General features: G+C 57.1%; 21 protein-coding genes. 6 read left to right on the top strand and 15 right to left on the bottom strand.

The window, feature by feature from the left end; all coding sequences use genetic code 11:
- Nucleotides 1-7: 7 nt before the first annotated feature.
- Nucleotides 8-931, bottom strand: a complete 924-nt coding sequence (gene ldcA / locus ID864_RS16045) for a muramoyltetrapeptide carboxypeptidase (RefSeq protein ID WP_191150080.1) — start codon at nucleotides 929-931, stop codon at nucleotides 8-10.
- A 217-nt stretch (nucleotides 932-1,148) separates the two neighbouring features.
- Between ldcA and emtA the strand changes: the two genes are divergently transcribed.
- Nucleotides 1,149-1,784, top strand: a complete 636-nt coding sequence (gene emtA / locus ID864_RS16040) for a membrane-bound lytic murein transglycosylase EmtA (protein WP_099754161.1) — start codon at nucleotides 1,149-1,151, stop codon at nucleotides 1,782-1,784.
- Nucleotides 1,785-1,787: 3 nt separating this feature from the next.
- Here emtA and ID864_RS16035 read toward each other — a convergent pair whose 3' ends face one another.
- Nucleotides 1,788-2,525 carry a flagellar brake protein gene (locus ID864_RS16035; protein WP_191150079.1) on the bottom strand — a complete coding sequence of 246 codons (738 nt, stop codon included), beginning with the start codon at nucleotides 2,523-2,525 and terminating at the stop codon, nucleotides 1,788-1,790.
- Between the two features lie 198 nt (nucleotides 2,526-2,723).
- Between ID864_RS16035 and ID864_RS16030 the strand changes: the two genes are divergently transcribed.
- On the top strand, nucleotides 2,724-2,972 hold the full coding sequence (locus ID864_RS16030) for a GlsB/YeaQ/YmgE family stress response membrane protein (RefSeq protein WP_048916290.1): 249 nt from the start codon (nucleotides 2,724-2,726) through the stop codon (nucleotides 2,970-2,972).
- Between the two features lie 57 nt (nucleotides 2,973-3,029).
- Here ID864_RS16030 and ID864_RS16025 read toward each other — a convergent pair whose 3' ends face one another.
- From ID864_RS16025 to ID864_RS16015, 3 genes are all read right to left on the bottom strand, one after another.
- Nucleotides 3,030-5,153 (bottom strand): TonB-dependent siderophore receptor, encoded by a 2,124-nt coding sequence (locus ID864_RS16025; RefSeq protein WP_191150078.1) that lies wholly within the window; start codon nucleotides 5,151-5,153, stop codon nucleotides 3,030-3,032.
- A gap of 247 nt (nucleotides 5,154-5,400) precedes the next feature.
- Nucleotides 5,401-7,083: an alpha,alpha-trehalase TreA gene (gene treA / locus ID864_RS16020; RefSeq protein WP_263575966.1), complete on the bottom strand. Its 1,683-nt coding sequence runs from the start codon at nucleotides 7,081-7,083 to the stop codon at nucleotides 5,401-5,403.
- Between the two features lie 160 nt (nucleotides 7,084-7,243).
- A complete protein-coding gene (locus ID864_RS16015) occupies nucleotides 7,244-7,918 on the bottom strand; it encodes a GntR family transcriptional regulator (RefSeq protein ID WP_048916305.1) in 675 nt (224 codons plus the stop codon).
- Between the two features lie 117 nt (nucleotides 7,919-8,035).
- On the opposite strand from ID864_RS16015, the gene ID864_RS16010 reads away from it, so the two are divergent.
- Together ID864_RS16010 and ID864_RS16005 are read left to right on the top strand one after the other, a co-directional pair.
- Nucleotides 8,036-8,710 carry a DUF2848 domain-containing protein gene (locus ID864_RS16010; protein WP_191150077.1) on the top strand — a complete coding sequence of 225 codons (675 nt, stop codon included), beginning with the start codon at nucleotides 8,036-8,038 and terminating at the stop codon, nucleotides 8,708-8,710.
- Between the two features lie 33 nt (nucleotides 8,711-8,743).
- Nucleotides 8,744-10,066 carry an MFS transporter gene (locus tag ID864_RS16005; protein WP_133623417.1) on the top strand — a complete coding sequence of 441 codons (1,323 nt, stop codon included), beginning with the start codon at nucleotides 8,744-8,746 and terminating at the stop codon, nucleotides 10,064-10,066.
- A gap of 262 nt (nucleotides 10,067-10,328) precedes the next feature.
- Here the strand turns inward: ID864_RS16005 and ID864_RS16000 are convergent, their stop codons facing one another.
- The 4 genes from ID864_RS16000 to ID864_RS15985 form a co-directional block, all read right to left on the bottom strand.
- Nucleotides 10,329-10,802, bottom strand: coding sequence for a transposase (locus tag ID864_RS16000; protein ID WP_191150076.1), 474 nt, complete (start codon nucleotides 10,800-10,802; stop codon nucleotides 10,329-10,331).
- 234 nt (nucleotides 10,803-11,036) lie between these two features.
- Nucleotides 11,037-11,966 carry an N-acetyl-gamma-glutamyl-phosphate reductase gene (argC, locus tag ID864_RS15995; protein ID WP_048916284.1) on the bottom strand — a complete coding sequence of 310 codons (930 nt, stop codon included), beginning with the start codon at nucleotides 11,964-11,966 and terminating at the stop codon, nucleotides 11,037-11,039.
- A 193-nt stretch (nucleotides 11,967-12,159) separates the two neighbouring features.
- Complete coding sequence (gene fumA, locus ID864_RS15990) at nucleotides 12,160-13,806, bottom strand: class I fumarate hydratase FumA (RefSeq protein WP_048916283.1); 1,647 nt, start codon at nucleotides 13,804-13,806, stop codon at nucleotides 12,160-12,162.
- Nucleotides 13,807-13,975: 169 nt separating this feature from the next.
- Nucleotides 13,976-15,484 (bottom strand): anion permease, encoded by a 1,509-nt coding sequence (locus tag ID864_RS15985; RefSeq protein WP_048916282.1) that lies wholly within the window; start codon nucleotides 15,482-15,484, stop codon nucleotides 13,976-13,978.
- Nucleotides 15,485-16,079: 595 nt separating this feature from the next.
- Here ID864_RS15985 and ID864_RS15980 point away from each other — a divergent pair.
- Nucleotides 16,080-18,857 (top strand): flavocytochrome c, encoded by a 2,778-nt coding sequence (locus tag ID864_RS15980; protein WP_048916280.1) that lies wholly within the window; start codon nucleotides 16,080-16,082, stop codon nucleotides 18,855-18,857.
- A 194-nt stretch (nucleotides 18,858-19,051) separates the two neighbouring features.
- Nucleotides 19,052-20,014: an FAD:protein FMN transferase gene (locus tag ID864_RS15975; protein ID WP_191150075.1), complete on the top strand. Its 963-nt coding sequence runs from the start codon at nucleotides 19,052-19,054 to the stop codon at nucleotides 20,012-20,014.
- Here the strand turns inward: ID864_RS15975 and dcuR are convergent.
- The 6 genes from dcuR to ycgZ form a co-directional block, all read right to left on the bottom strand.
- A complete protein-coding gene (gene dcuR, locus ID864_RS15970) occupies nucleotides 19,995-20,714 on the bottom strand; it encodes a two-component system response regulator DcuR (protein WP_048916278.1) in 720 nt (239 codons plus the stop codon). The genes ID864_RS15975 and dcuR overlap by 20 nt on opposite strands.
- Nucleotides 20,711-22,348 carry a sensor histidine kinase gene (locus tag ID864_RS15965; RefSeq protein ID WP_048916277.1) on the bottom strand — a complete coding sequence of 546 codons (1,638 nt, stop codon included), beginning with the start codon at nucleotides 22,346-22,348 and terminating at the stop codon, nucleotides 20,711-20,713. Before ID864_RS15965 ends, dcuR begins: the two co-directional genes overlap by 4 nt.
- A gap of 177 nt (nucleotides 22,349-22,525) precedes the next feature.
- Nucleotides 22,526-22,759, bottom strand: coding sequence for a YgdI/YgdR family lipoprotein (locus ID864_RS15960; RefSeq protein WP_048916276.1), 234 nt, complete (start codon nucleotides 22,757-22,759; stop codon nucleotides 22,526-22,528).
- A 105-nt stretch (nucleotides 22,760-22,864) separates the two neighbouring features.
- Nucleotides 22,865-23,113, bottom strand: a complete 249-nt coding sequence (locus ID864_RS15955; protein ID WP_048916275.1) for a biofilm/acid-resistance regulator YmgB/AriR — start codon at nucleotides 23,111-23,113, stop codon at nucleotides 22,865-22,867.
- Nucleotides 23,114-23,235: 122 nt separating this feature from the next.
- Nucleotides 23,236-23,529: a hypothetical protein gene (locus ID864_RS15950; RefSeq protein WP_053110430.1), complete on the bottom strand. Its 294-nt coding sequence runs from the start codon at nucleotides 23,527-23,529 to the stop codon at nucleotides 23,236-23,238.
- A gap of 187 nt (nucleotides 23,530-23,716) precedes the next feature.
- Complete coding sequence (gene ycgZ / locus ID864_RS15945; RefSeq protein ID WP_048916274.1) at nucleotides 23,717-23,962, bottom strand: regulatory protein YcgZ; 246 nt, start codon at nucleotides 23,960-23,962, stop codon at nucleotides 23,717-23,719.
- Between the last annotated feature and the right edge of the window lie 132 nt (nucleotides 23,963-24,094).

The following is a 24,094-nucleotide window of genomic DNA, read 5'->3' as shown; positions in this document are numbered from 1 at the left end:
CTAACGATCAGCGCAGCGTCGGGTAACCTGTCAGCGTCAGTGAGCCGGTGGTACCGCTGACGTTCAGCTGCCCGTGCGATCCCAGGGGCAGCGTGACGGTGTCGGCACTGTGGCCAAAGGCCAGACCGCTGACCACCGGAACACCGGTCAGGTCGCGGATCAGGTTCCAGACGCTGGCAAAATCATAGCCGTTGTCGTAGTCGGTCAAAGTGGTTCCGCTAAAGCTGCCGGTGACAATGGCACTCTGGCGGGCAAGGATCCCGCTGTAGTGCAGTTGCAACAGCATGCGTTCAATGCGGAAAGGGTGTTCGTTCACGTCTTCGATCACCAAAATGCCGCCGTCGAACTCTGGCAGCCAGGGGGTGCCAATCAGCGAGGCGATCATGGCCAGATTGCCGCCCCAAACCGTGCCTGATGCAGTAACGGCGGGAGAGGCTGTCTGCCATTCCAGTGTTAATTTAGGCGAAGTCAGGGCGCGCCAGAAGTGGTCGAGGGTGAATTCAGATAAAGTCTCAGCGCCGAAATTCCCGGCCAGCATCGGCGCGCTAAAGCTGACAACGCCACTTTTCACCAGCAGCGCCAGCTGAATCGCCGTGAAGTCACTGTGCCCGCACAGCGCCAGCGGGGCATTGTTCAGGCGCTCGGCCAGCGCTGAATAGTGGATGTCGGGCAGCAGGCGGCTGGCTCCGTAGCCGCCACGCACCGCCAGCACGATGTCCGGCACCGTTTCCAGCCGCGCCAAATCGTTGATATCAGCGAGTCGCTGGCTATCGCTGCCGGCAAAACGCTGCTCGCGCCGGGTAATCACGTCACCGTTGTCTACGCGATGGCCCTCGGCCCGCAGGCGGGCAACGCCGCGCTCGGCGGCTGCCGGATTATGGCAGAAGCCGGAAGGGGCAATCAGATGAATGTTGCGTGGGGTTATCGCCATAATCGTCACTTTGCTGGTTTTTTATGCGCCGTCGTGGATTTATTTCCTCCGGCAGCGGTCCAATTTCTCCGTATGGCCCAGATGATGACGAATCGCAGCGGCGAAGTCACTGGTAGCGCGCACAAATTAGGAGTTACGGCAATTCTCAGACCTGCGGTAACCCGTATGATAACGCCAGACCAAAGGCGCACAGGATAAAATAAGCGTGAGAAAAAGCGTGCAGAAAAGCGTGAAAACGGTAGCGATAGTCGCGGCCTTAATGCTGGCAGGGTGCTCCAGCGAACCCGAGAGAAAAGTGGCTCATCAGCCGGATACCCCGCTGACGCAGGCACCGCCTTCAAAAGTGGCGAGTGCATGGTCAATGATGACCGAGCAGGCGGCGCAGCGTAACGGCATCGACCAGAAGCTGATTGAAGCGATCATCACGGTTGAATCGGGCGGCAATCCAACGGTAGTCAGTAAGTCGAATGCCATTGGATTGATGCAGATTAAAGCTTCAACGGCAGGGCGGGAAGTGTATCGCGCTGCGGGGTTGCGCGGTCAGCCGAGCAAATCGGAACTGCGCGACCCGGTAAAGAATATTGATATCGGTGCCGCCTACCTGCGTATTTTGCAGGAGCAGCAGCTGGCGGGTATCCGCGATCCGAAAACCCTGCGTTACGCCACTATTGTCTCATACGCGAACGGCGCCGGTGCGCTGCTGCGCACCTTCTCACGCGATCGTGACCGCGCGATTGCGATGATCAACGCCATGAGCCCGGAAGAGTTTTATCAGCACGTGCAGGAAAAACATCCGGCGGCACAGGCTCCGCGCTATCTGTGGAAAGTCACCACCGCTTACCGCACCATCTGACGCTTACTGGAAGCGGTTGGCCTTATCGCGCGCCAGCCGCTCCAGCGAGAAGATCACCTGCTGCAGCACGCGCTCCTGCGCGGCATCGAGCGACAGAAAGCGTAAGCTGAGGCGCGGCGTGACGATGGTTTCGCTTTTACTGCCGACCACGCTGCGCTTACCTATCGTCATCAGCTGAGCATCCACCTCAAAACGCCCATACTCACCCATCTCCACGCGCAGCTTTTTGATACTGACGCCGGATTCCAGCCCATCAGGCAGCGCATCTTCGGCCAGCACGCCTATGCCACCCAGCGACAGATCCTGCAAGCGCAGGCGACCCTCACCGGAGCCATCCGGCCAGGGGATATAGCAGTAGAAAACCGGGCTAAGCGGGGCATTCACGCGGAAAAACTCACGGCGCTGGATCATCCATAACAGTTCTGGCAGGGCGGCGCTAAACGCGGGCAGGCCTTCATGCTCGCTCAGGCTGAGCGCGGGCAGGGCAAATTCAACTTTGGCGCCGCGCATTTCGGCGGTGACGTGCAGCTCCTGGGCTTCTTTAGCCAGCTGGTTGTCGTAGTCGTTGCTGCCGTAATCGAGCACCAGGCTCTCTTTATCTGCGGACAGCAGGCGGGTGATGAACTGACCGCGCGGATGTGAAACCATCACCGGCGTCTGATGTTCCAGCAGATCGCGCAATACGGCGAGGACCGCCAGCGTCCCGCGTTTAAGATACTGCTCTTTATCGTCCTCTTTCACATCCAGCTCCAGTCCAGGTGCAAATCATGCGGTTAGCCACTCTGATACGGTTATCGGCAAGCCTGCGTTGGGCTTTACGGATTTTTTACAAAAGTTTCTCTGAAACTCTGGATTTAAATCACAGACTTATAATCTTCGCCTATACTAAGGGCGTGTTAAACAGTGACGGTTAAATCACAAGATATTAAGGAGTTATCAATGGGTATTCTTTCATGGATCATTTTTGGTCTGATTGCCGGTATTATCGCCAAGTGGATCATGCCGGGTAAAGATGGTGGTGGTTTCATTATTACCATCGTACTGGGTGTGGTGGGTGCAGTAGTAGGTGGCTGGATCAGCACCTTCTTCGGCTTCGGCAAAGTTGACGGCTTCAACTTCGGCAGCTTTGTTGTCGCGGTGATCGGTGCGATTGTCGTGCTGTGGATCTACCGCAAAGTCCGCAGTTGACCGGCAGCATGAATTAAAAAAAGGGAGGCTGATGCCTCCCTTTTTGCTGCCTGCGGTTTAGAAATCGTAACCGACGGTGGCGATCACGCTGCGCTCGGCACCGAGGTAACAGTTGGTGGTGCTGTAGCAGGCGGCGATGTAATCGCGGTTAAACAGGTTGTTGGCGTTTACCTGCACATACGCGCCCTTCAACTGGCTGTTCCAGCCGCCAAGATCGGCACGCACCGAAGCATCGACCAGCGTCACCGACGGCACGCGCGCGGTGTTCTCGTCGTTGGCCCACTGCTTACCGATGTAACGCACCCCGGCCCCGGCACTGATGCCGTAATCAAACTGGTAATGCGCCCAGGCGGAAGCCATCTGGTTTGGCGTCAGCAGCGGAGTGTGGCCGGAATTGCCGTCCAGCGACTCTTTATAGCGCAGGCGGTTCAGAGTGTATCCGGCGATGGTGCTGAGGCGCGGCGTCAGCTGATTCCGCGCTTCCAGCTCAATCCCCTGCGAATGCACTTTACCGGCCGGCACATAGCTGGCGCTGGCAATGTCATTGGCATCACGCGTGGCGACATCTTTCTGCGTCAGGTCATACAGCGCGGCGGTATACATGTCGTTGGTGCCCGGCGGCTGGAATTTCACCCCGGCTTCATACTGCTCAGAAGTCGACGGCTTCAGCGCATTGCCGTCCTTGTCATTCAGGCTGGCAGGCGTGATGGCCTGCGCGTAACTGACGTAAGGGGAGATCCCGCTGTCAAAGGCATACAGCAGGGAAGCGCGCCCGCTGATGTGATCGTCCTGGCGGCGTTTGCTGATGTCGGTGCTGTGGTTGTCCTGCTGCGAAACAATGCGGTCGTAGCGGCCGGAGACATTGGCGTGCCACTTATCCCACTGCATCTCATCCTGCAGGTACAGCCCGCTCTGATAGTAATGGCGCGTGGTGTTATCCTGATAAGTAACCGCCACGCCGTGCGATGCGGTGGCACCGGTGAACGGATCGAGCGGGCTGGCAGTCCCGGCGCCAGTCCAGACGTCATTGGTAAAGCGATGATACTCCGCACCCACCACCACTTTGTGCTGCAGCTCGCCGGTAGCGAAATCCGCTTCCAGCTGGTTATCGGTCGACCAGCCGTCAAGCGAGCCGCGGGAGCCGCTGTAGCCGCGCGCCAGTTGGTTACTGTTGCCGATCCAGCCGGTCTGATACACCTGATCCAGCGCTACGCTGCTGTGGGTATAGCTGGCGTTGGAGCGCACCGACCAGATTTCATTAAAGCGGTGTGAGAATTCGTAGCTGTAGATCTGCTCGCGGCGCTTGTACTGCTGGACGGAGCTTTCACCTTCGTTGAAACCATCCTTCAGCCACTGGCCATTGTGCTGGGTCAGCGTGCCGGAGAGCGGCGTGGAGCCGTGGTAGCCGCCGGCCGGATCTTTTTGCAGATAGGCGCGCAGCAGCAGCGAGGTATCTTCGCTCGGCTGCCACAGCAGAGCAGGGGCGATAGCGTAACGCTCTTCGCGCGAGTTGTCGTACTGGGTATCGCTGGTCTGCGTCATCCCCGTCAGGCGAAATGCCCACTGGTCGTTAATCGCATTGGTGTAGTCAAATGCCGCACCCCTGGTGTTCTGCGATCCACCCGTCAGGCGAAAGTGGCCCTCGGGGGCAAACTGCGGGCGCTTCATGGTGATATTCACCAGCCCGCCCGGCACCGTCTGGCCGTAGAGGGAGGATGACGGGCCTTTAATGATATCCAGCCGCTCAATGAACCATGGGTCGATCTGCATAATGTTATGGCTGCCGCCGTCGCTCATCAGACGCATGCCGTCAAGGAACAGGTTATCGACGTCCCCGCCGTGGAAGCCGCGCAGGGCGATGGTATCAAAACGCGTGGCGCCACCGCCGAAGTTGGAAAATACGCCCGGGGTATAGTTCAGCGCCTGGCTGACCGTGTTAGCCCCCTGATCAACAAACTGCTGGCGCGTCACCACCGAGATTGACTGCCCGGTGGTGATCAAGGGTTCATCGGTTTTGGTCGCCCCGGTAGAGGTGGTCGCGGTGTAGCCCTGCGTCGGGCTATCGGCGGTTTGCGGCGGAGCGGCAGTGACCACCATAGTTTCATTGGCGGCCAGAGTAATACCGGGAGCGGTCATGGCGATAGCGCACAACAAGACGGAACGCTTCAGGTTGTAAGTCATTGTTTTAATAGTCCCTTGTGAGGTACAGGCGGCGCCCCGGGAAGAGTAATGGGGCCAGCGAAAAGCGCCACTCTCGGCTAAACACAAAACGATATGAGAATGACAATGAGAATTGTTAGTTTTTAGTAAGGAAATTTCAACCCTAAATTTTGTAGGTCAAGGGGCAATATCAGTATGAAGGGGAAGAGATCGGGTGAGGATTATGTCAGGGCGATCGGTCGATCGCCCTGGTTAAAAGCGCGTCAGATTAGTTGGCGGGTTTCGCTGCGGTAATATCGCCAACGTTATTACAGGTCACCCCTTGCGGGCAGTAGAGATCCATCAGCTTAAGCGTGACGCCGTTGGTCCAGCCGAAGCCGTCCTGCAGCGGGTATTCACCGCCGCCGCCGCCGCCCAGCCCTTTCCCTTCCACCACGTATTTCTCCACCAGCTTATGTTCCTTGTCGTAGGTGGTCTGCACGTTTTGCAGGAAGCGCATGCCGATCTCTTTTGCCAGATCCTGCTGGCCGTAGTGATTCAGCCCTTCGACGGCCGCCCACTGCAGCGGCGCCCAGCCGTTCGGCGCGTCCCACTGCTGGCCATTATTAACGGTGGTGGTCACCAGCCCGCCCTCTTTCAGCAGTTGAGCCTTCACTGCCGCGGCGGTACGGCTGGCGTGCTCATCGGTGGCCGCCTGCAGATAGAGCGGGAACAGCGCGGCAGCGGTTAGCTGCGGGCGCACGCTGTTTTTCTTCCAGTTGTAGTCGGCGTACCAGCCCTGTTTGTCATCCCACAGATACTGGTTGATTGCCTGCTGACGCTTTTGCGCCAACGCGGCGAAGCGCTGGCTGGCATCATCCTGTTTGGCGACTTTACTGGCTTTTGCCAGCGTCTGCTCAAGGTGGAACATCAGGGCGTTCAGATCCACCGGCACAATCTGCGTGGTGTGGATGGTCGACAGATCGCCGGGTTTGTCAAACCAGCGCGAGCTGAAGTCCCAGCCGGAAGCGGCTCCGGCGCGCAGATCGCGGTACAGCTCCGGCTTGTCGCGGCCGCTGGCCTTCTGCGCGGTGGCGATATCATCCATATAAGATTCTGTACGCGGCACGTCGCGTGCATCCCAGTAGCGATTGAGCAGGGTGCCATCTTTCAGCTTCACCACGCGCTTGCTGGCGTGGCCCGCTTTCAGCGCGTCGCTGTCGGCGTCCGCCATCCAGTAGTTGTACTCTTTTTGCAGCTGCGGCAGGTATTTGCTGTAAACCGCGTCGCCGTCGTGTTTCGCCAGCAGGTCGACCATCATGCTAAAGAACGGCGGCTGCGAGCGGCTGAGGTAGTAGCTGCGGTTACCGTTCGGGATGTGACCATATTTGTCCAGCTCGGTAGCGAAGTTATCGACCATGTCCTGCACGCGATCCCAGTGGCCGCTCTCAGCCAGCCCCAGCATGGTGAAGTAGCTGTCCCAGTAATAAACTTCGCGGAAGCGCCCGCCCGGCACCACGTAAGGCTTCGGCAGCGGCAGCAGGGAGTCCCACTGGCTTGCCTGGGTGGTGGAGCGCGTCAGCACGGGCCACAGGCCGTTGATATGCTCACGCAGGCTCTGGCCGGCTGGCGGCACGTACTTATCTCCTTCCGCCGGCAGGGTAAAGTTGGTGGCGACAAAGCGCTTGAGGTCGAAGTTGCGCTGGCTTTTCTGCATCTGCCAGTCGCTGAGGATCGATGTGGGATCGTTTTTTGGCACCGCATCGGCGAAGGTTTTCTGGTCGGGGTAGAGCTTGGCGGCCTGCACCGCGTGGAACAGCGGCCCAAGGCGCACATCCGGCGGCTGTGGCGTGCTGTTTAACATTCGCTGATTATCTTCTGCCTGAAGCGAGAAGCTGACGGCAAGGGAGCCAGCCAGCAGTAGTGGGGTGAACAGAGGCATATTCCGTTGACGTTTTTCGGCTCTTCTCATCAGCAATTCTCCATGTCCAGATCCTAGGCGATCTGTAAGTTATTGAGCATACGAAAAACTTTAGACGAGAATTGGCAAATATTCAGGAATTGATGCGGCAAAATGTGAGTCAGAAGGGATTTTTGGCTGGCGCCGCCCGGGTGAGGCGGCGGATAAACGTCTACTGGCCGAGCAGCGCGCGCTGAAAAGAGAGAATATGCGCGCGCGTTGCAGCGATAGCCGCTTCACTGTCGCGGGCGGCTAATGCACTGATAATCGCCTCGTGCTCCGCCACCACTTCGTACATATGGCTCTCCCGCGACAGGGTGGTGGCCCAAAAGCGCTGCGCCTGCGCGTGGATTACGCTGAGGATATCCGCCAGCCGGCCATTCGCGGCAATCGCGGCCAGCGTCTGGTGAAACTGCTGATCGAGCATCATCATTCCGGCGCGGTCACGCTTGTCGCAGGCGGCGGCGATCTGCTGATTCAGGTCACGCAGCGTGCTGAGCGCGGCTTCCGTTATATGCTGAGCGGCAAGGCGCACGCATAAACCTTCATTCGCCAGACGCACTTCGATCAGCTCCTGCGCATCGTCAATCGACAGCGGAGCCACCATCACTCCCTTACGCGGGATGACCTGTAGCAGCCCCTCTGCTGCCAGACGGTGCACCGCCTGGTTCACCGGGGTGCGCCCCATCTCCAGATCGGCCATGACCTGCGCGGTATTGAGGTATTCGCCGGGGCGATAGCGCAGGGTGATGAGCGCCTGCTTGAAACGCAGATAGGCCAGCTCATTCAGCGACAGGACGCGGGCTTTGGGGGGGGAATTCAGGGGATAGAGTTCTTCAGCCGACACGCTTTTCTCCAACAAATGTTGACCTGCTTTGCATTCTACACAAAAACATGGCACGAAAATCGCTTTGTTTAAAGTAGAGTGAAATTTCACAGTAATTTCAACTGGAGTCAGCGAACCATGAATCTCACCTTTAATCGCGCATCAGAAACAGAAAATGAAATTAATGTTGTTGTAAATCATCTAATTATAGCAGGGTGGACCGGCAGGGATGAAGCCGCTGTACTGCACCATATCCATGAGCTCGAGGCGCTGGGTGTGCCCCGTCCTGGTGCAGTGCCGCTGTTTTACCGCGTCACGGCGAATCAGCTTAGCCAGCATGCCCAGCTGGAAGTGGTGGGCGAGGCGACGTCAGGGGAGGCCGAACCGCTGATCTTTGCCCATCAGGGCAAGCTGTGGCTGTCGCTGGCCTCTGACCATACTGACCGTGAGTTCGAAGCGGTCAGCGTGGCGATGTCAAAACAGCTGTGTATCAAACCGGTGGCGCACACGGCCTGGCCGCTCGACAGCGTGATTGCCCGCTGGGATTCCCTGATCCTGCGCTCCTGGATCAAAGAGCAGGGGGAGTGGCAGCTTTACCAGCAGGGCACGCTGGCCGCCATGCGCACGCCGCAGGATCTGATGGACCGCTACGGCACGGCATTCCGCGACGGCATGGCGATGACCTGCGGGACGCTGGCGGCCATTGGCGGTATTCGCCCAGCGGCGGAGTTCCGCATGGAGCTGGTTGACGAAGTGGGTGGGCGCACGATAGCTCACCAGTACCACACGCACGCTCTGCCGGTGGTGGCATAAGCGGCCGTATCTGACTGAACCCGGAGACTGACCATGACCATTTCGGAAACTGAAGTAACCCTGCATCAGCGTGAACAGGCCGCTGGCAAGAACACCCCGCACACCGCCCGTCTCGCGGCGGCCAGTTCAGTCGGCACCGCGCTGGAGTGGTATGACTTCACGGTCTACAACATTATGGCGGCGCTGATATTCAACCATGTGTTCTTCCCGTCGTTCGACCCGCTGGTCGGTACCATTCTGGCGTTTTCAACCTATGCGGTAGGCTACGTTTCGCGCCCGATTGGCGGCATGGTCTTCGGGCATCTGGGTGACGTGCTTGGCCGGCGCTTTGTGCTGGTCACCACGCTGGTGATTATGGGCGTCACCACGGCGATGATGGGGCTGCTGCCCGGCTATGCCAGCTGGGGGATCTGGAGCCCGGTGCTGCTGGTGGCGCTGCGCTTTATTCAGGGCATTGCGCTCGGCGGTGAGTGGGCCGGGGCGGTGCTGCTGTCGATGGAGCACGGTCAGCCGCACCAGCGCGGGCGCAACGCTTCGTTTGCACAGGTTGGTCCCTCTTGCGGCACGCTGATTGGCACTGGCTTTATCACTCTGGTGACCCTGCTGCTGCCCGCCGAGGCATTTCAGGAGTGGGGCTGGCGTATTCCGTTCCTGCTGAGCCTGCTGCTGGTGCTGTTTGGCCTGTGGGTGCGCCGCAGCGTGGGTGAAACTCCGGCGTTTTTACAGCTGGAGAAAGCGCATAACACTACCCAGACTCCGCTGAAAGAGGTATTTACCCAGCATCCGCGCGCGCTGCTGATCGCCGGTGGCTCGCGCATTGGCTCTGACGTGCTGTATGCGCTGGTGGTGGTGTTCACGCTGACCTATGTCACTACGGTGCTTAACCTGCCGCGTCCGCTGGCGCTGATGGCGACCATGCTCGGTGCACTGGGCAATGCAGTGACCGTACCGCTGTTTGGCGCGCTTTCCGATCGCCTTGGCCGCCGCCCGGTGTATCTGATGGGTGCGCTGCTGGCGATGGTCTGGGCCTTTGTCTTCTTTACGCTGCTCGACAGCAGCCAACCGCTGTTAATTTGCCTCGCGGTGATTGGCGGCCTGCTGATCCACGCCATGATGTATGGCCCACAGGCGGCATTTGTCACCGAGCAGTTCCCGACGCGGGTTCGCTATGCCGGTTCATCGCTGGCCTATACGCTGGCGGGCATTGTCGGCGGAGGCTTTGCGCCGCTGATCATCACTTCGCTGTATAAAGAGATGGGCAGCACGCTGGCGGTGTCGCTGTACGTCTGCGCAGCGCTGCTGATAACCGGAGTATCAGTATGGTTAGCCAAAGAGACCGCGCATAAACCGTTATAACGGCAGTGGCCGACCGCTTTCTGGTCGGCCAGCGGTGGCAGTTTCAGAAACGGGTTGACCGAAAAAGAGGGTCAACCCCTACGGGAATGCGGTACGCGTAGTGGCCGACCGCTTTTCTGGTCGGCCAGCGGCGGCTGGGTCAGAAACGGGTTGACCGAAAAGAGGGTCAACCCCTACGGGTCTGCGGTACGTGTAGTGGCCGACCGCTTTTCTGGTCGGCCAGCGGCGGCTGGGCTAGAAACGGGTTGACCGGAAAAGCGGGTCAACCCCTACGGGGTAGGCGGTATTCGTCGTGGTTGAGACGGTCAAGATGCCACTGCCGGGGATTATTTCTGATATAGGTGCGGATGTTATCTAACTCATCTTGATTACGAATAACCCGGTCATAAAACCCCCGTTGCCAGATGGTATGCAGGCGGTTGGCTTCTTTACTGACGCTGCCTTTAAAAAGCGCCATCAGGGTGCTCAGCGAACAGGATTGACACTGAGTCAGCCAGATAATGCCATGCAGGTGGTTGGGCATGATGATGAATTCATCCAGCTGAATGCCGGGAAAGCGCAGCGCCAATGCCTGCCAGTGGCGGTTAACGGCGTCAGCCAGGTGATTCGCCAGCAAGTTCTCATTCTGCATTTCACCGAAGAGATGCTGCCTGCAGTGGGTCACCAGAGTGACGAAATAGGCGCCGGGGTGGTGATAGGGATAGTGGGGCAGACGCATCGATTTCCGTTTTAGCATGATTAATCCTCCTCAAACGGCACAGTAGACACGGCAGGTCGTTGGGGTAAAGCGTTGTGCGGTTGTTTTCAGAGGCATTACGCAAAACGTCACGCGTTGACAGGTTTTCGTCGTGGCCGACCGCTTTTCTGGTCGGCCAGCGGCGGCGGGGTCAGAAACGGGTTGACCGAAAAAGAAGGTCAACCCCTACAGGTATACGGTATTCGTTGTGACTGAACAAAAAAGCACCACCCATTACAGGTTCACGCAGGTCTCTTCGTTCAGGCCCAGCATAATATTGAGGTTCTGCACCGCGGCACCGGAGGCTCCTTTGCCGAGGTTATCGAGGCGGGCCACCAGAATGCTCTGGCGCTGCTCTGCATGGCTGAAAACGAACAGCTCCATATTATTGGTATTGTTCAGCGCTTCCGGCAGCAGATACGGCGCACTGTCGGCATCCAGCTGGTTCAGCTCATGCACCTTGATAAATGGCTGAGCGGCATAGAACTGCGCCAGCGCCTGCTGCAGCGGTTCACCGTCAACGTCGTTCAGCGGGATAAACACCAGCATCCCCTGGGCATAATCACCCACCGCAGGCTGGAAGATCGGGCGGCTGCTCAGCCCGCTCCATGCTTGAATCTCTTTCAGATGCTTATGATCAAAGCCCAGCCCGTAAGCCGCGTAGCCGGTTCCCGCCTGCTGGTACTTTTCAATCATCTGCTTGCCGCCGCCGCTGTAGCCGGAAACCGCATTGATCGCCAGCGGTCGATCGGCCAGCAGCAAACCGGCCTGGGTCAGCGGGGCCAGCAGGGCGATAGCGCCGGTGGCATAGCAGCCAGGATTTGAGACGTGGCTGGCAGCACGAATTTTCTCACGCTGATCGGCAGCCAGTTCCGCCAGGCCGTAAACCCAACCGTCTGCCACGCGGTGCGCGGAGCTGGCATCCAGTACGCGTGCGCCGACTTCATCTGCCAGCGCTACCGCTTCACGCGCGGCGGCATCGGGCAGGCAAAGGATGGTGACATCGGCCTGTTTCATCAGTGCCTGGCGGGCGCGGGCATCTTTACGCTGCGCCTCATCAATGTTGAGCATGTCAATCTGCGGATGGTTCACCAGACGCTGCTGGATCTGCAATCCGGTGGTGCCCGCCTGACCGTCAATAAACACGCGATATCTCTGACTCATTACGACCTTCGCCTTAAAAATTAGGATGTGGTGCGATTATGAAAGATTTGGCGTAGCGCGACAACGCATAATGACTGAATAATTGATAATTTTGCATAAAAAATCATAATTTGGCGGGCTGGATGTAATAAAAAGGGCGGCCCATGAGAGAGGGGCCGCCCGGAGGGAAGGCGTAAAACAACTATTCAGACTTTCACTTTACGCATTTTGCACACTGGGTGTCATGGATCTTCTGGAAGAAATCGTTGCCCTTATCATCGACCAGAATAAAGGCCGGGAAGTTTTCAACTTCGATTTTCCAGATCGCTTCCATACCCAGTTCCGGGTACTCCACGCACTCCAGGCTCTTAATGCTCTGCTGCGCCAGTACGGCAGCCGGGCCGCCGATACTGCCGAGGTAGAAGCCGCCGTGCTTATGGCAGGCATCGGTCACCTGCTGGCTGCGGTTACCTTTCGCCAGCATGATCATGCTGCCGCCGTTGGCCTGCAGCTGATCGACGTAGGAGTCCATGCGACCCGCCGTGGTCGGGCCGAGGGAGCCTGATGCGTAGCCTTCCGGGGTTTTGGCCGGTCCTGCGTAGTAGATCGGGTGATCTTTCACGTACTGCGGCAGGCCTTCACCGCTGGCAATACGCTCCTGCAGCTTGGCGTGGGCAATATCACGCGCCACGATGATGGTGCCGCTCAGCGACAGACGGGTCGAAACCGGGTACTGCGACAGCTGGGCGAGGATCTCCTTCATCGGGCGGTTGAGGTCAACGTGGACCACTTCGCCTTCACCCTGCTGGCGCAGCTCGGCAGGAATATACTGGCCTGGATTATGTTCCAGTTTCTCAATCCAGATACCGTCGCGATTGATCTTCGCCTTCACGTTACGGTCAGCCGAGCAGGAAACCCCCATGCCCACCGGGCAGGATGCGCCGTGGCGCGGCAGACGGATTACGCGGATATCGTGGGCAAAGTATTTACCGCCAAACTGCGCGCCCAGGCCGAGATCCTGCGCGGCACGCAGCAGCTCCTGCTCCAGCGCCACGTCGCGGAACGCCTGACCGTGTTCGTTACCTTCGGTGGGCAGGCCGTCGTAATAGTGGGTCGAAGCCAGCTTAACGGTTTTCAGCGTGCTTTCTGCCGACGTGCCGCCAATCACAAAGGCGATATGGTAAGGCGGGCAGGCTGCCGTGCCGAGGGTGCGCATCTTGTCGGTCAGGTAATCTTTCAGCTTACCCGGGGAGAGCAGCGCCTTGGTCTCCTGGTAGAGATACGTTTTGTTCGCCGAGCCGCCGCCTTTGGCGATGCACAGGAACTTATATTCGTCACCGTCAACGCTGTACAGGTCGATCTGCGCAGGCAGGTTGGTGCCGGTGTTCACCTCTTTGTACATATCCAGCGCGGCATTCTGTGAATAGCGCAGGTTATCTTCAATGTAGGTGTTGTACACGCCCTGCGACAGTGCCGCTTCATCGCCGCCGCCGGTCCAGACGCGCTGGCCTTTTTTACCGGTGATGATCGCGGTGCCGGTGTCCTGGCAGGTCGGCAGAATGCCTTTGGCCGCAATCTCGGAGTTACGCAGGAACTGCAGCGCCACGTATCGGTCATTCTCGCTGGCTTCCGGGTCGGCCAGAATTGCCGCCACCTGGCGTTGGTGCGCCGGGCGCAGCATAAAGGAGGCGTCGTGGAACGCCTGCTGCGCCAGCAGCGTCAGCGCCTGCGGTTCCACTTTCAGGATCTGCTGGCCGTCAAACTCCGCCACGGAGACGTGCTGGTCAGTCAGCAGATAGTATTCGGTATCCTCTTTGGCAAGAGGGAAGGGATTTTGGTAGTAGAAAGGTTTATTCGACATTGTTTTCTCACTTAATGACCGGTTGCCGCCGGGCTCTGGCGCACAACATCACTGGCGATAATTCGTTGTTTTTATCCTGCCGGTCTCAGGAGCGAGACCGGCGGGTAGGGAATGGTATTACATTGTTGCAACATCTGCATGGTTCATCGTGGCTCTGTGATGAAAATCATCAGAACATCATCACCATCCACGGATAGCCAATCAGCATCAGCGCGCAGAGGAAGATGGCGCCAAAGATGGTGCCAAGGCGCCAGTAGTCTTTGGTTGGCAGATAGCCGCTACCGTAGTAAATCGGGCTTGGACCGGTGCCGTAAGGGGTGATAATCCCCATCACACCCAGTGAAGTACACATCATCAGGCAGAACACCGGCATATTGATGCCCGGAATAGAGGCCGCGATGGTCAACATAGCCGGTAACAGCGCGGTGGTGTGCGCGGTGGTGCTGGCGAACAGATAGTGCAGCAGGAAGAAGGCAATCATCAGCACCACGGCAGAGACCTGCGGGTCATAGCCCTGCAGCAGCTGGCCACCCTCTTTACCCAGCCAGGCGATAAAGCCAACGCGTGCCAGGCCATCCGCCAGCGCCACCAGAGTGGCGAACCAGGCAAAGGTATTCCACGCCGGTTTGTTGCTGGTGATGTCGTTCCAGTTCAGTACGCCGGTCCACAGCATTAGCACGACCACCAGCAGGGCGGCCATCGCCGGTTCAATCCAGGCGGTAGCAAAGATCCACATCAGCAGGGCAGAGACCACGAACACCAGCAGCAGGATTTCGTTACGGGTCAGCTTGCCGAGCTTTTCCAGTTCGCTAATCGCCCAGCGTGGCACTTCGTCGTTGAACTTCACTTCCGGTGGGTAGAACCAGTAAGCCAGCAGCGGCATGGTCAGCAGCAGGATAATACCCAGCGGCAGGAAGGCGAGGAACCACATGCCCCAGGAGATATCAAAGCCGATAATGCTTTTCACCAGCGCCAGCGCCAGCAGGTTAGGTGCCAGCGCCGACAGGAACATCGAGCTGGTGATACAGGCGGCGGTAATGGCGACCCACATCAGGTAAGAACCGATTTTGCGCGCGCTTGGGTCATTGGGTTTTGAACCGTACAGCGGTGGCAGGTTAGCAATAATCGGGTAGATAGTGCCGCCGCTGCGCGCGGTATTCGACGGGGTGAACGGGGCCAGCAGCAGATCCGCGAAGGTGATGGCGTAGCCCAGCGTCAGGCTGCGGCGTCCAAGATACTTCACCAGAATCAGCGCCAGGCGGCGGCCGAACTGGGTTTTGTCATAGCCAGCGGCAAACATAAAGGCACCGAAGATCAGCCAGACGGTGGAGTTTCCAAACCCGCTAACCGCCCACTTAAATGCCTGAGTAGCCGTTTTGAATTTCGGGTCGGCCAGCTCAGCGGGACTGAACAGCAGCCACTGACTGAACAGTGCGATCACCACCACGCCGGTCAGCCCGATAACGGCCCCCGGCAGCGGTTCGAAGATCAAACCGACAATCACGCCGACAAAGATGGCGAAGAAGTGCCAGGCATATGGCTCCAGTCCTTGCGGGACCGGCACCAGTAACAGCAGTACCGCGACCAGTACTGGCAGAAAGAGCATGATCAGATGTTTTTTTTGCCCCGAAGAGGCTGGAGCAGCCTTCGCGGGTTCACTCATCACTGTTGGTTTCATAGTTTTTATCTGCAAGTTAAGAAGAATTCGGTAGATATTCCGGTTTCTGACGGGTGATTTTTTTACTTACTTTTCTATTTATATCGTTGTTTAACCGAAACGTCCAAAAATACTTTTCGTTGGTCTCAATAAATTCTGAGCTAATTTATTGGGTGGATAAGAATATAATGATACTTCTCTAAATATAGACTTTGATCCAGATCAATAAAAATAAATCTGTCATTTTATTTTTTAACAATCGCCGTTAATTAGACGATGGCAGGTTTGGGGATTGCGTCGATTAGGGTGGCATAACGTAAAGCCAGGTACAATAAAATGCCAGTATCATTTTCGTAAGAGTCTGAATTTAATGGTGTTAATTATGATGTGAACGAAAGGTTGATTTTTGGAAACTATTGGTTAACAATTAGAATGACAATTACTCTCATCATTGTGTGAATTATTGGCTGGATTTATTTAAAAGTTAAAAAACTAAAGAAATAACTATTGTAGTTAAAGAAATTGGTATATTGGTTTCATGACATCGGACCACAGAATAATTATAAGAAAACGGTCGCCAAAGAATTCAAAACTTTTAAATTTCGGAGTTCACTAAATGAATACCATCACCCCGATCCTTAACCCGCTGACTCTGCCTAACGGCGCCGTACTGAAAAACCGTTTACTGATGGCGCCGATGACCACCTGTACGGGATTTTATGACGGTACGGTGACCAGCGAGCTGGTTGAGTACTATCGCGATCGCGCGGGCAGCATTGGTACTGTGATTGTGGAATGCTGCTTTATCGATCCGAAAGGCCCGGCCTTCCCCGGTGCCATCGCCATCGACAGCGACAACAAAATTTCCGGTTTAAGCAAAATTGCTGACGCGATCAAGTCAAAAGGTTCGAAAGCGATTCTGCAGATTTACCACGGTGGCCGCATGGTGGAGCCTGAGCTGATTGGCGGCAGAACCCCCGTGGCACCCAGCGCCATTGCCGCGCCGCGTGAAGGCGCCACCACCCCACAGGCGCTGACGGCAGAAGAAGTGGAGGTGATGATCACCAAGTTCGGTGATGCGGTGAACCGCGCTATTAAAGCGGGCTTCGACGGCGTCGAAATCCACGGTGCTAACACCTATCTTATTCAGCAGTTTTACTCGCCAAACTCTAACCAGCGCGACGACAAGTGGGGCGGTAGCCGCGATAACCGCGCACGCTTCCCGCTGGAAGTGCTGGAAATCACCCATAAAATGGCGCAACGCTTTGCCGCGCCATCCTTTATTATCGGCTATCGCTTCTCGCCGGAAGAGCTGGAAGTCCCTGGCATCCGCTGGGATGACACGCTTTACCTGCTGGAAAAACTGGCGGCGCGCGGTCTCGACTATGTCCACTTCTCCGTCGGCCAGCTGCTGCGCCCGTCGATTGTCGACCGCGAAGACCCCACTCCACTTATTACTAAATACCTTGCGCAGCGCTCTGAAACCCTGGCCAAAGTGCCGGTAATTGGCGTCGGCGGCGTGGTGAATAAAGCCGATGCGGAAAGCGCGCTGGAGCACGGCTTCGACCTGGTTGCCGTAGGTAAAGCCTGTATTGCTTACCCGGACTGGGCCGACCGCATTATCAAAAATGACCACCTGGAGCTGTTTATCGACAGCACCCAGCGTGAAGCGCTTAACATCCCGGAACCGCTGTGGCGCTTCTCGCTGGTCGATGCAATGATCCGCGACGTCAGCACCGGCGGCCGTAAATACAAGGCCGGGGTTTATCAGGAAAAAGTGGAAGCCGAAGCGCTGAAGCTGCGTATCAACGTGGTGCTCGACACCGACCGTATCACCGATATCACCCTGGTGCCGGACGACACGCTGGACGTCGATTTCACCACCACCTTTGAAAGCCTGCGTACCCGCATGCTGGTGGCTAACAGCCCCCACGTGGATGCGATCACCGGGGCGACGACCCAGAGTGAGGCGTTGAAAAAAGCGGTCTCCCGCGCACTGACCACCTCCAGCAAGGAGCACGTGATTGAAGAGGGCGGCAACCCGCAGGCACCGCAGAATTACGATGTGGTCGTGGTCGGCAGCGGTGGCGCAGGTCTGGCGGCGGCGATTCAGGCTTCTGAAGCCGGGGCGCACGTGGTGATCATCGAGAAGATGCCCACCATTGGCGGCAACACCATCAAAGCCTCGGTCGGGATGAACGCGGCGGAAACCCGTTTCCAGAAGCTGAAAGGCATTGAGGACAGTAAAGAGCTGTTCTATGAAGAGACGCTGAAAGGCGGCAAGTTTAAAAACAATCCTGCACTGCTGCGCGAGTTTGTCGATCTGGCCCCGGAAGCCATCGACTGGCTGGCAGGCCACGGCATTGAACTTAATGACATCACCATTACCGGCGGCATGAGCATCGACCGTACCCACCGTCCGGCGGACCGTTCAGCAGTCGGCGGCTTCCTGATTAGCGGCCTGGTGAAAAACGTCAATCAGCGTGAAATTGAAGTGCTGCTGGAAACTTCGGTGGCCGAAATTCTGGTTGAAAACGGCGCGGTAAGCGGCGTGAAGGTGGTGGATGAGTACAACGACAGCCGCATTCTCAACGCCAAAAGCGTAATTGTTGCCACCGGCGGCTTCAGCGCCAACCGCGAAATGGTGGTGAAATACCGCCCTGAGCTGGACGGCTTTGTGACCACCAACCATAAAGGCGCCACCGGCAGCGGCATCGCCCTGTTGCAACAGATTGGCGCAGATACCGTCGATATGGGCGAAATTCAGATCCACCCTACCGTTGAGCAGACCACTTCTTACCTGGTCTCCGAAGCGATTCGCGGCGGCGGGGCGATTCTGGTCAGCCAGGCCGGTCAGCGCTTCTATAATGAGATGGAAACGCGCGACAAAGTGTCGGCGGAGATCATTGCCCTGCCGGAAAAAAGTGCCTGGATTATCTTTGACGACCAGGTGCGTGCGGCCAATAAAGCCGCCGACGAATATATCGCCAAAGGGTTTGTGATTAGCGCCCCGACTCCGCACGAACTGGCGGTGAAGCTGAATATGGACCAGGAAGCGCTGCAAACCACGCTGGGGCGCTACAATGAATTTGTTGCGCAGCAAAAGGATGAGGATTTCGGGCGCACCACCGCGCTGCGTCACCCGCTGAACAAGGGGCCCTATTATGCTATCCGCATCGCCCCGGGGGTCCACCACACGATGGGCGGCGTCACCATCAACACCGATACCGCGGTGCTCGACGCGCAGAAGCAGGTGATCCACGGCGCGTGGGCGGCGGGTGAGGTGGTTGGCGGCATCCACGGTGCTAACCGCATCGGTGGTAACGCGGTCGCAGATATCATTATCTTCGGGATCCTGGCCGGGCGTAACGCGGCGAATTACGCAAAACAGTAATCAACGGCGGGTCGGGCATGCCCGACCCCTACGGTTCAACGCGCAACCATCCGTAGGGGCGAGGCATGTCCGATCCCTACGGTTCAACGCGCAACCATCCGTAGGGGCGAGGCATGCCCGACCCCTGCGGTTTAACGCGCAACAATCCGTAGGGGCGAGGCATGCCTCGCCCGTTTTGCCAGGAGGATGGCACTATGCCTGCAGGTTCTTACACCTATTCCGCCGTGATGATGGGCTCGCCCATCCTGCTCAAGCTGTTCGACCACGATGACACCCTGGCGCGCAACGTCTTTCGGCTGATTAAGCAGCAGGAAAACAGCTTAACCGTTAACCGCAATGCGTCGGAAGTGATGGCGATTAACCACGCCGCCGGTCAGCATGCGGTGGTGGTCAGCCAGCCGGTGTTTGACCTCATTGCCCGCGCCAGAGCGGTCAGCGTTCTGCCGGGCAGCTGCTTTAACTGCACCATCGGCCCGCTGGTCAAACGCTGGAAAATTGGCTTTCGCGGCAGCAGCGTACCGCCCGCCGACGAGCTGCGTGGCCTGCTGGCGCTCACCGATCCTCATCAGGTGATCCTTGATGCCGGGGCGCGTTCGGTGTTTCTGCAGCAGGCCGGTATGGAAATTGACCTCGGCGCAATTGCCAAAGGCTACATTGCCGACGTGGTGCGTGACTATCTGCGCCAGCAGCAGGTGGCGCACGCGCTGATTAATCTCGGCGGCAATGTGCAGACGCTGGGTGACAGTGGCGGGCAGGCGTGGGGCATTGGTCTGAAACAGCCGTTTGGCCGCGATGATGAGCTGATCGGTGTGATAAACGTCACGGGAAAATCGGTGGTGACATCGGGGATCTACGAGCGCTACTTCGAGCTCGACGGGCGCTTATACCATCACATTCTCGACCCGCAGAGCGGCTACCCGCTGGATAACGAGCTGCTGAGCGTCACGATTGTTTCTGAAAACTCGATTGACGGTGATATCTGGACCACCCTGATGTACGGCATGGGCGTCGAAAAAGGCCTCGCCTACCTTGGCGACTATCCGCACATTGAGGCCATCTTCGTTACCCGCGATCGTCAGGTGATCTGCTCATCGCAGCGCCAGTTCCGCTTTACGCTGTCAGACGCCCGCTACCGTCTTACTGACAATACTGCTTAAGCAGCGCGCTGTGTTCCGCCTGCAGGCGATAGCGGTACACCGGGCGGCCGGTGGCGCCGTAGTGAATGCTGGTAAACAGAATATTAACCTGCGCCAGCCAGATCAGATATTTACGGCAGGAGACGCGAGAAATATTCACCGCTGCTGCCAGATCGTCAGTGGAAAACTCCTCCGTGGGGTGCGCATCAATCCACTGGCACAGGGTGCGTAACGTCTGCGGCGTTAACCCTTTCGGCAGGCGCTTGGGATCCTCCGCGGCGGCAGGATTGCCGTGGATCAACTGATCAACGTCGGCCTGCTCGTAGAACTGATGGTTATCCATCAGCGTCTTTTTCTGCTTCCAGCCGGTCAGCGCCTCTTCGAAACGGGCAAACTGGAAAGGCTTAATCAGATAATCAACCACGCCGTAGTGCAGCGACTGCTTGATGGTGGCGGCATCGGCGGCGGAGGAGATAACAATCACATCGATGGCGCGGCCCGCTTCACGCAGTACCGGCAGCAGGTCCAGCCCGTTATCCTGCTGCATATACACATCCAGCAAAATCAGATCGATGGCGAATTCCGGATCCAGCACCCGGTCCCGCGCCTGTTGCAGGGTTGAGGCCACATCACAGCAGTGAAAACCGGGTAATTGTGCGACATAGCAGCGGTTCAGCTCTGCCACCATCGCATCATCATCGACGACTAAAACATTGATCATGCGCTTTTACTCTCTATATCCCAGGGCAGTTGTACAAAAAATTGCGTATAAACGCCAGGTTCGGACTCTACAATAATTTTGCCGCCAAGGCTCTCGGTTTGTTGCCGGGCAAGGAACAGCCCGACGCCGCGCTGTTCACCTTTTGTCGACACGCCGCGCGCGAAAATCGCCTCCAGCTGCTCCTCTGCAATGCCCGGGCCGTCGTCGCTGACCACGCAGGTCAGCCAGCCGTTCTGGCTGTGCAGCAGCACGCTGATTTCGCCTTCGCCCTGATCGCCCGCCGCATCCAGCGCGTTCTCAATCAGGTTGCCGAGTACGGTGATCAGGGCCGCCACCTGCTGTTCATTGCCGCTGTCGGCCAGCAGGCTCTCATCGCTGATAATCAGCTGGTTGCCGGTATCGGAGGCGCGGCCCATCTTGCTTAACAGGAATCCGGCAATCACCGGAGACTTAATTTTCCCCAGCAGGGAGCCGATTTCCGTCTGGTAATTATTGGCGGTTTTCAGAATATAATCCTCCATCTTGCCATAACTTTTTAAGTGCAGCAGGCCGAGGATCACGTGCAGCTTATTCATAAATTCGTGCGAGCGCTCGCGCAGGGCATCGACATAGTTGACCAGGCCGTCCATGCGCTGCATCAGCTGGCTGACCTCGGTTTTGTCCCTGAAGGTGCAGATCGCCCCAATAATGGCGCCATTGCTGCGTACCGGCATGGTGTTGCACAGCAGCGGGTGACCCTTGAAATCAATCTCGGCATCGCGCTTCGGCCTGCCGGTTTGCAGTACCTCATGCAGGTTGGCGATCAGCGGGCCGGAGTCGGCCACCACCGCACTGATATCGCGCTCTGCGGCCTGCGCGCCGGTCTCGCGAAACAGCAGATGCGCCGCGTGGTTGATCAACGTCACCTGCGAGCCATCGTCAATGGCAATCACCCCCTCTTTCATTGACTGCAGCATCGACTGACGCTGCTCAAACAGGGTGGAGATTTCATAAGGCTCCAGCCCGAACAGAATGCTCTTGGCCGCCCGCACCAGCAGGAAGGTGCCCAGCGCACCGGCCAGCATACCGAACAGGGCGGTCCACAGGATATTCCAGCGGCTCTTATTCACCTGCTGTACCACTTCGCTCAGCGAGATGCCTATCGCCACCACGCCAATCTGCTTATGCTGGCTGTCATACACCGGCGTAAAGACGCGCAGCGCTTCCGCCAGCTTGCCGTGGTTAATGGCGATGTTCTCGCGGCCGGACAGGGCAGGGATGAGGTCGTTGCCGATAAAATGCTGACCGATCAGCTCTTTCTTCGGATGCGAGAAGCGCACGCCGTCCATATTGGTCACCACCACAAACAGCAGGTCATTGCTGCGCTGCGCCGCCATGGCCAGCGGCTGGATAATGTCGCTGTCTGGCGACTGTGTCAGCCCAAGCCGGATATCGGGCGAATCCGCCAGCGTGCGCGCTACCGCCAGCGCTTTATCTTTCACCGCATCGCGCGTTACGTCACTGATCTGAAAAAAATAGAACAGATGGACGATCAGCAGCACCGTGGCGATCACCGCACTGACCATCAGGCTGACGGAGGTACTGAGTTTCATCGGGCGCTTGCGCAGCGCTTTCGCTGGCTGTGGGGCGTTCATGGGCACTCCGAAAAGAGCAGGGCGCACAGCGCGAGTGGGTAGCGAGACATCAGACATCCTCTTCAGCAGAGTTTTGCAAAGCGCAGCCAGTAATGTAAAGGGCAGGGGTGGGGAGAGCAAGGGGGCGGTAAGTGCCCTGAGGGGATCAAAAAAGCCCCTGGCGGGGCTTTAAGCGAGTTAGTTATCCAGTTCACTCATGTTCTTAACCTGATCGCGGTTAATCTGTTCGGTTTTACCCGTCTGCGCATTTTTATAAGAGACCAGACCGGTATCATTATCAATCTGCGGCTTACCGTCGGTGACAATGGTTCTGCCATCGGTGGTATTGAGCGTCTGGTTAGAGGAACAACCCGCCAGCACAAATACGGAGAGTGCGGCAATCACAGTGGTTTTAAAGATGTTCTGTTTCATCGTTAATTTCCTTATAGGTGAATAAAGTCAACAACCTGTAAGTGTAGATGAAAACTGAAATTTTGCAGGCCGCCTGAATAAAAACGGCCCTGTTAACCCTGAGAGTTACGCGTCGTCCGGGGTCAGGCCAACCACCACTTCCAGCACCTGGCGGTAAACGTCTAGCTCAACCACGTCAGAAGTGGTTTCCAGCTTCTCAATCAGCTTCAGAATGATCGCCTTGTTATTAACCAGTTGACCCGTAGCGATCAGATCCCTGATCACGCCGCCGAGCGCCTGAGATTCCTGGGCGTACTTTTCTCCTCCTCCTTGAAACCAGGCGACGATTTCGGATTCTGTTGATTGCTGCTGCATAGAGGTAGCCTTCTTAATAGGAGAAATTCTCCGAGATGAAAACGCACTGACGAGAACGGCTGGGTTCGCGGGCGTCAGCAGGTAAAAAACTTAACCAAGTGTAGTTAACTCACAGAAAAGTCTTAATGTTTCTTTGCACCGTTAGCCGGGCCTTCACTGGTAAAAAGATGGGTGACATTATCGCGGTCGCGGATCTCATGCGTCTGGCGGTTCTGCTCCTGGGCCTGAGATTGTCTGACTTCGGCGATAGCACGCCGACAGGCGCGCTGACGCAGCCCTTCTTTTTCTGCTGCGGCCATGTCTTGTAACTGTCTGATAAGTGCAGTTTTACTGATGGCAGCATCGTTTGAGAGCAGGACCATGACAGCCTCGCCCATCACAATATCGGCTAATTTCTCTTCTTCGTTTTTATACATACCAACGTCTCTGAATCAGTGAAGCGGGACATCGAAGATGCCCACAGAAACCTGTTATCCAGGTACCTGCATGCCGGTCATAAAACGCCTGCTCAAGTCAGGCGTCCGGGCCGGTCAGATTGTCGGACTGAGCTGTAACGTAACGCACACTAAAAAGTGGTAATTCAGCAAACATATTGCTTAAAACTCAGTCCCCGCGACCAAACAGTAGCCCAATCAGTTCCTGATAGTGGCGTTCCTGCTCGTGTCCGGTCGCCAGTTCAAGGCGCGTTAGCAGCTTTGAACAGATGGCTTTGCGGTTAAGGTTACGTCCTGAGCGTAAAATCTCAACCACTATCTGGCCAAGAGTTTCCTGCTGGGAGGGCAGGATGGCTTCATTAAAGTAACGGCTGATGTCATTTTCAATCTTCGGGTTGGAATTGTCCTGACGCATGTTAAATGCCCCTCAGTCGTAAAGTTCAAATTATGGTCAAATATTTCTGAATGCAAAGTTATACATCTTTTGACACGTTGTACAGAAATAGTGAATATTTCTGCTTATAATTTTTGTGCAAAAAGTGCTAAG

The organism is Erwinia aphidicola (genome assembly GCF_014773485.1).
GTDB lineage: Bacteria > Pseudomonadota > Gammaproteobacteria > Enterobacterales > Enterobacteriaceae > Erwinia > Erwinia aphidicola.
This window is presented reverse-complemented; position numbering and strand designations above follow the sequence as displayed.

Coding starts and splice junctions, on each gene's coding strand:
- ID864_RS15950 (WP_053110430.1), bottom strand. CDS start 23,529: ATGTATAAAAACGAAGAAGAGAAATTAGCCGATATTGTGATGGGCGAG.
- dcuR (WP_048916278.1), bottom strand. CDS start 20,714: ATGATCAATGTTTTAGTCGTCGATGATGATGCGATGGTGGCAGAGCTG.
- ID864_RS16010 (WP_191150077.1), top strand. CDS start 8,036: ATGAATCTCACCTTTAATCGCGCATCAGAAACAGAAAATGAAATTAAT.
- ID864_RS16030 (WP_048916290.1), top strand. CDS start 2,724: ATGGGTATTCTTTCATGGATCATTTTTGGTCTGATTGCCGGTATTATC.
- ID864_RS16005 (WP_133623417.1), top strand. CDS start 8,744: ATGACCATTTCGGAAACTGAAGTAACCCTGCATCAGCGTGAACAGGCC.
- ID864_RS15975 (WP_191150075.1), top strand. CDS start 19,052: ATGCCTGCAGGTTCTTACACCTATTCCGCCGTGATGATGGGCTCGCCC.
- ldcA (WP_191150080.1), bottom strand. CDS start 931: ATGGCGATAACCCCACGCAACATTCATCTGATTGCCCCTTCCGGCTTC.
- argC (WP_048916284.1), bottom strand. CDS start 11,966: ATGAGTCAGAGATATCGCGTGTTTATTGACGGTCAGGCGGGCACCACC.
- ID864_RS15985 (WP_048916282.1), bottom strand. CDS start 15,484: ATGAAACCAACAGTGATGAGTGAACCCGCGAAGGCTGCTCCAGCCTCT.
- fumA (WP_048916283.1), bottom strand. CDS start 13,806: ATGTCGAATAAACCTTTCTACTACCAAAATCCCTTCCCTCTTGCCAAA.
- treA (WP_263575966.1), bottom strand. CDS start 7,083: ATGAGAAGAGCCGAAAAACGTCAACGGAATATGCCTCTGTTCACCCCA.
- ID864_RS16000 (WP_191150076.1), bottom strand. CDS start 10,802: ATGCTAAAACGGAAATCGATGCGTCTGCCCCACTATCCCTATCACCAC.
- ID864_RS15980 (WP_048916280.1), top strand. CDS start 16,080: ATGAATACCATCACCCCGATCCTTAACCCGCTGACTCTGCCTAACGGC.
- ID864_RS15965 (WP_048916277.1), bottom strand. CDS start 22,348: ATGAACGCCCCACAGCCAGCGAAAGCGCTGCGCAAGCGCCCGATGAAA.
- ID864_RS16025 (WP_191150078.1), bottom strand. CDS start 5,153: ATGACTTACAACCTGAAGCGTTCCGTCTTGTTGTGCGCTATCGCCATG.
- ycgZ (WP_048916274.1), bottom strand. CDS start 23,962: ATGCGTCAGGACAATTCCAACCCGAAGATTGAAAATGACATCAGCCGT.
- ID864_RS15960 (WP_048916276.1), bottom strand. CDS start 22,759: ATGAAACAGAACATCTTTAAAACCACTGTGATTGCCGCACTCTCCGTA.
- ID864_RS15955 (WP_048916275.1), bottom strand. CDS start 23,113: ATGCAGCAGCAATCAACAGAATCCGAAATCGTCGCCTGGTTTCAAGGA.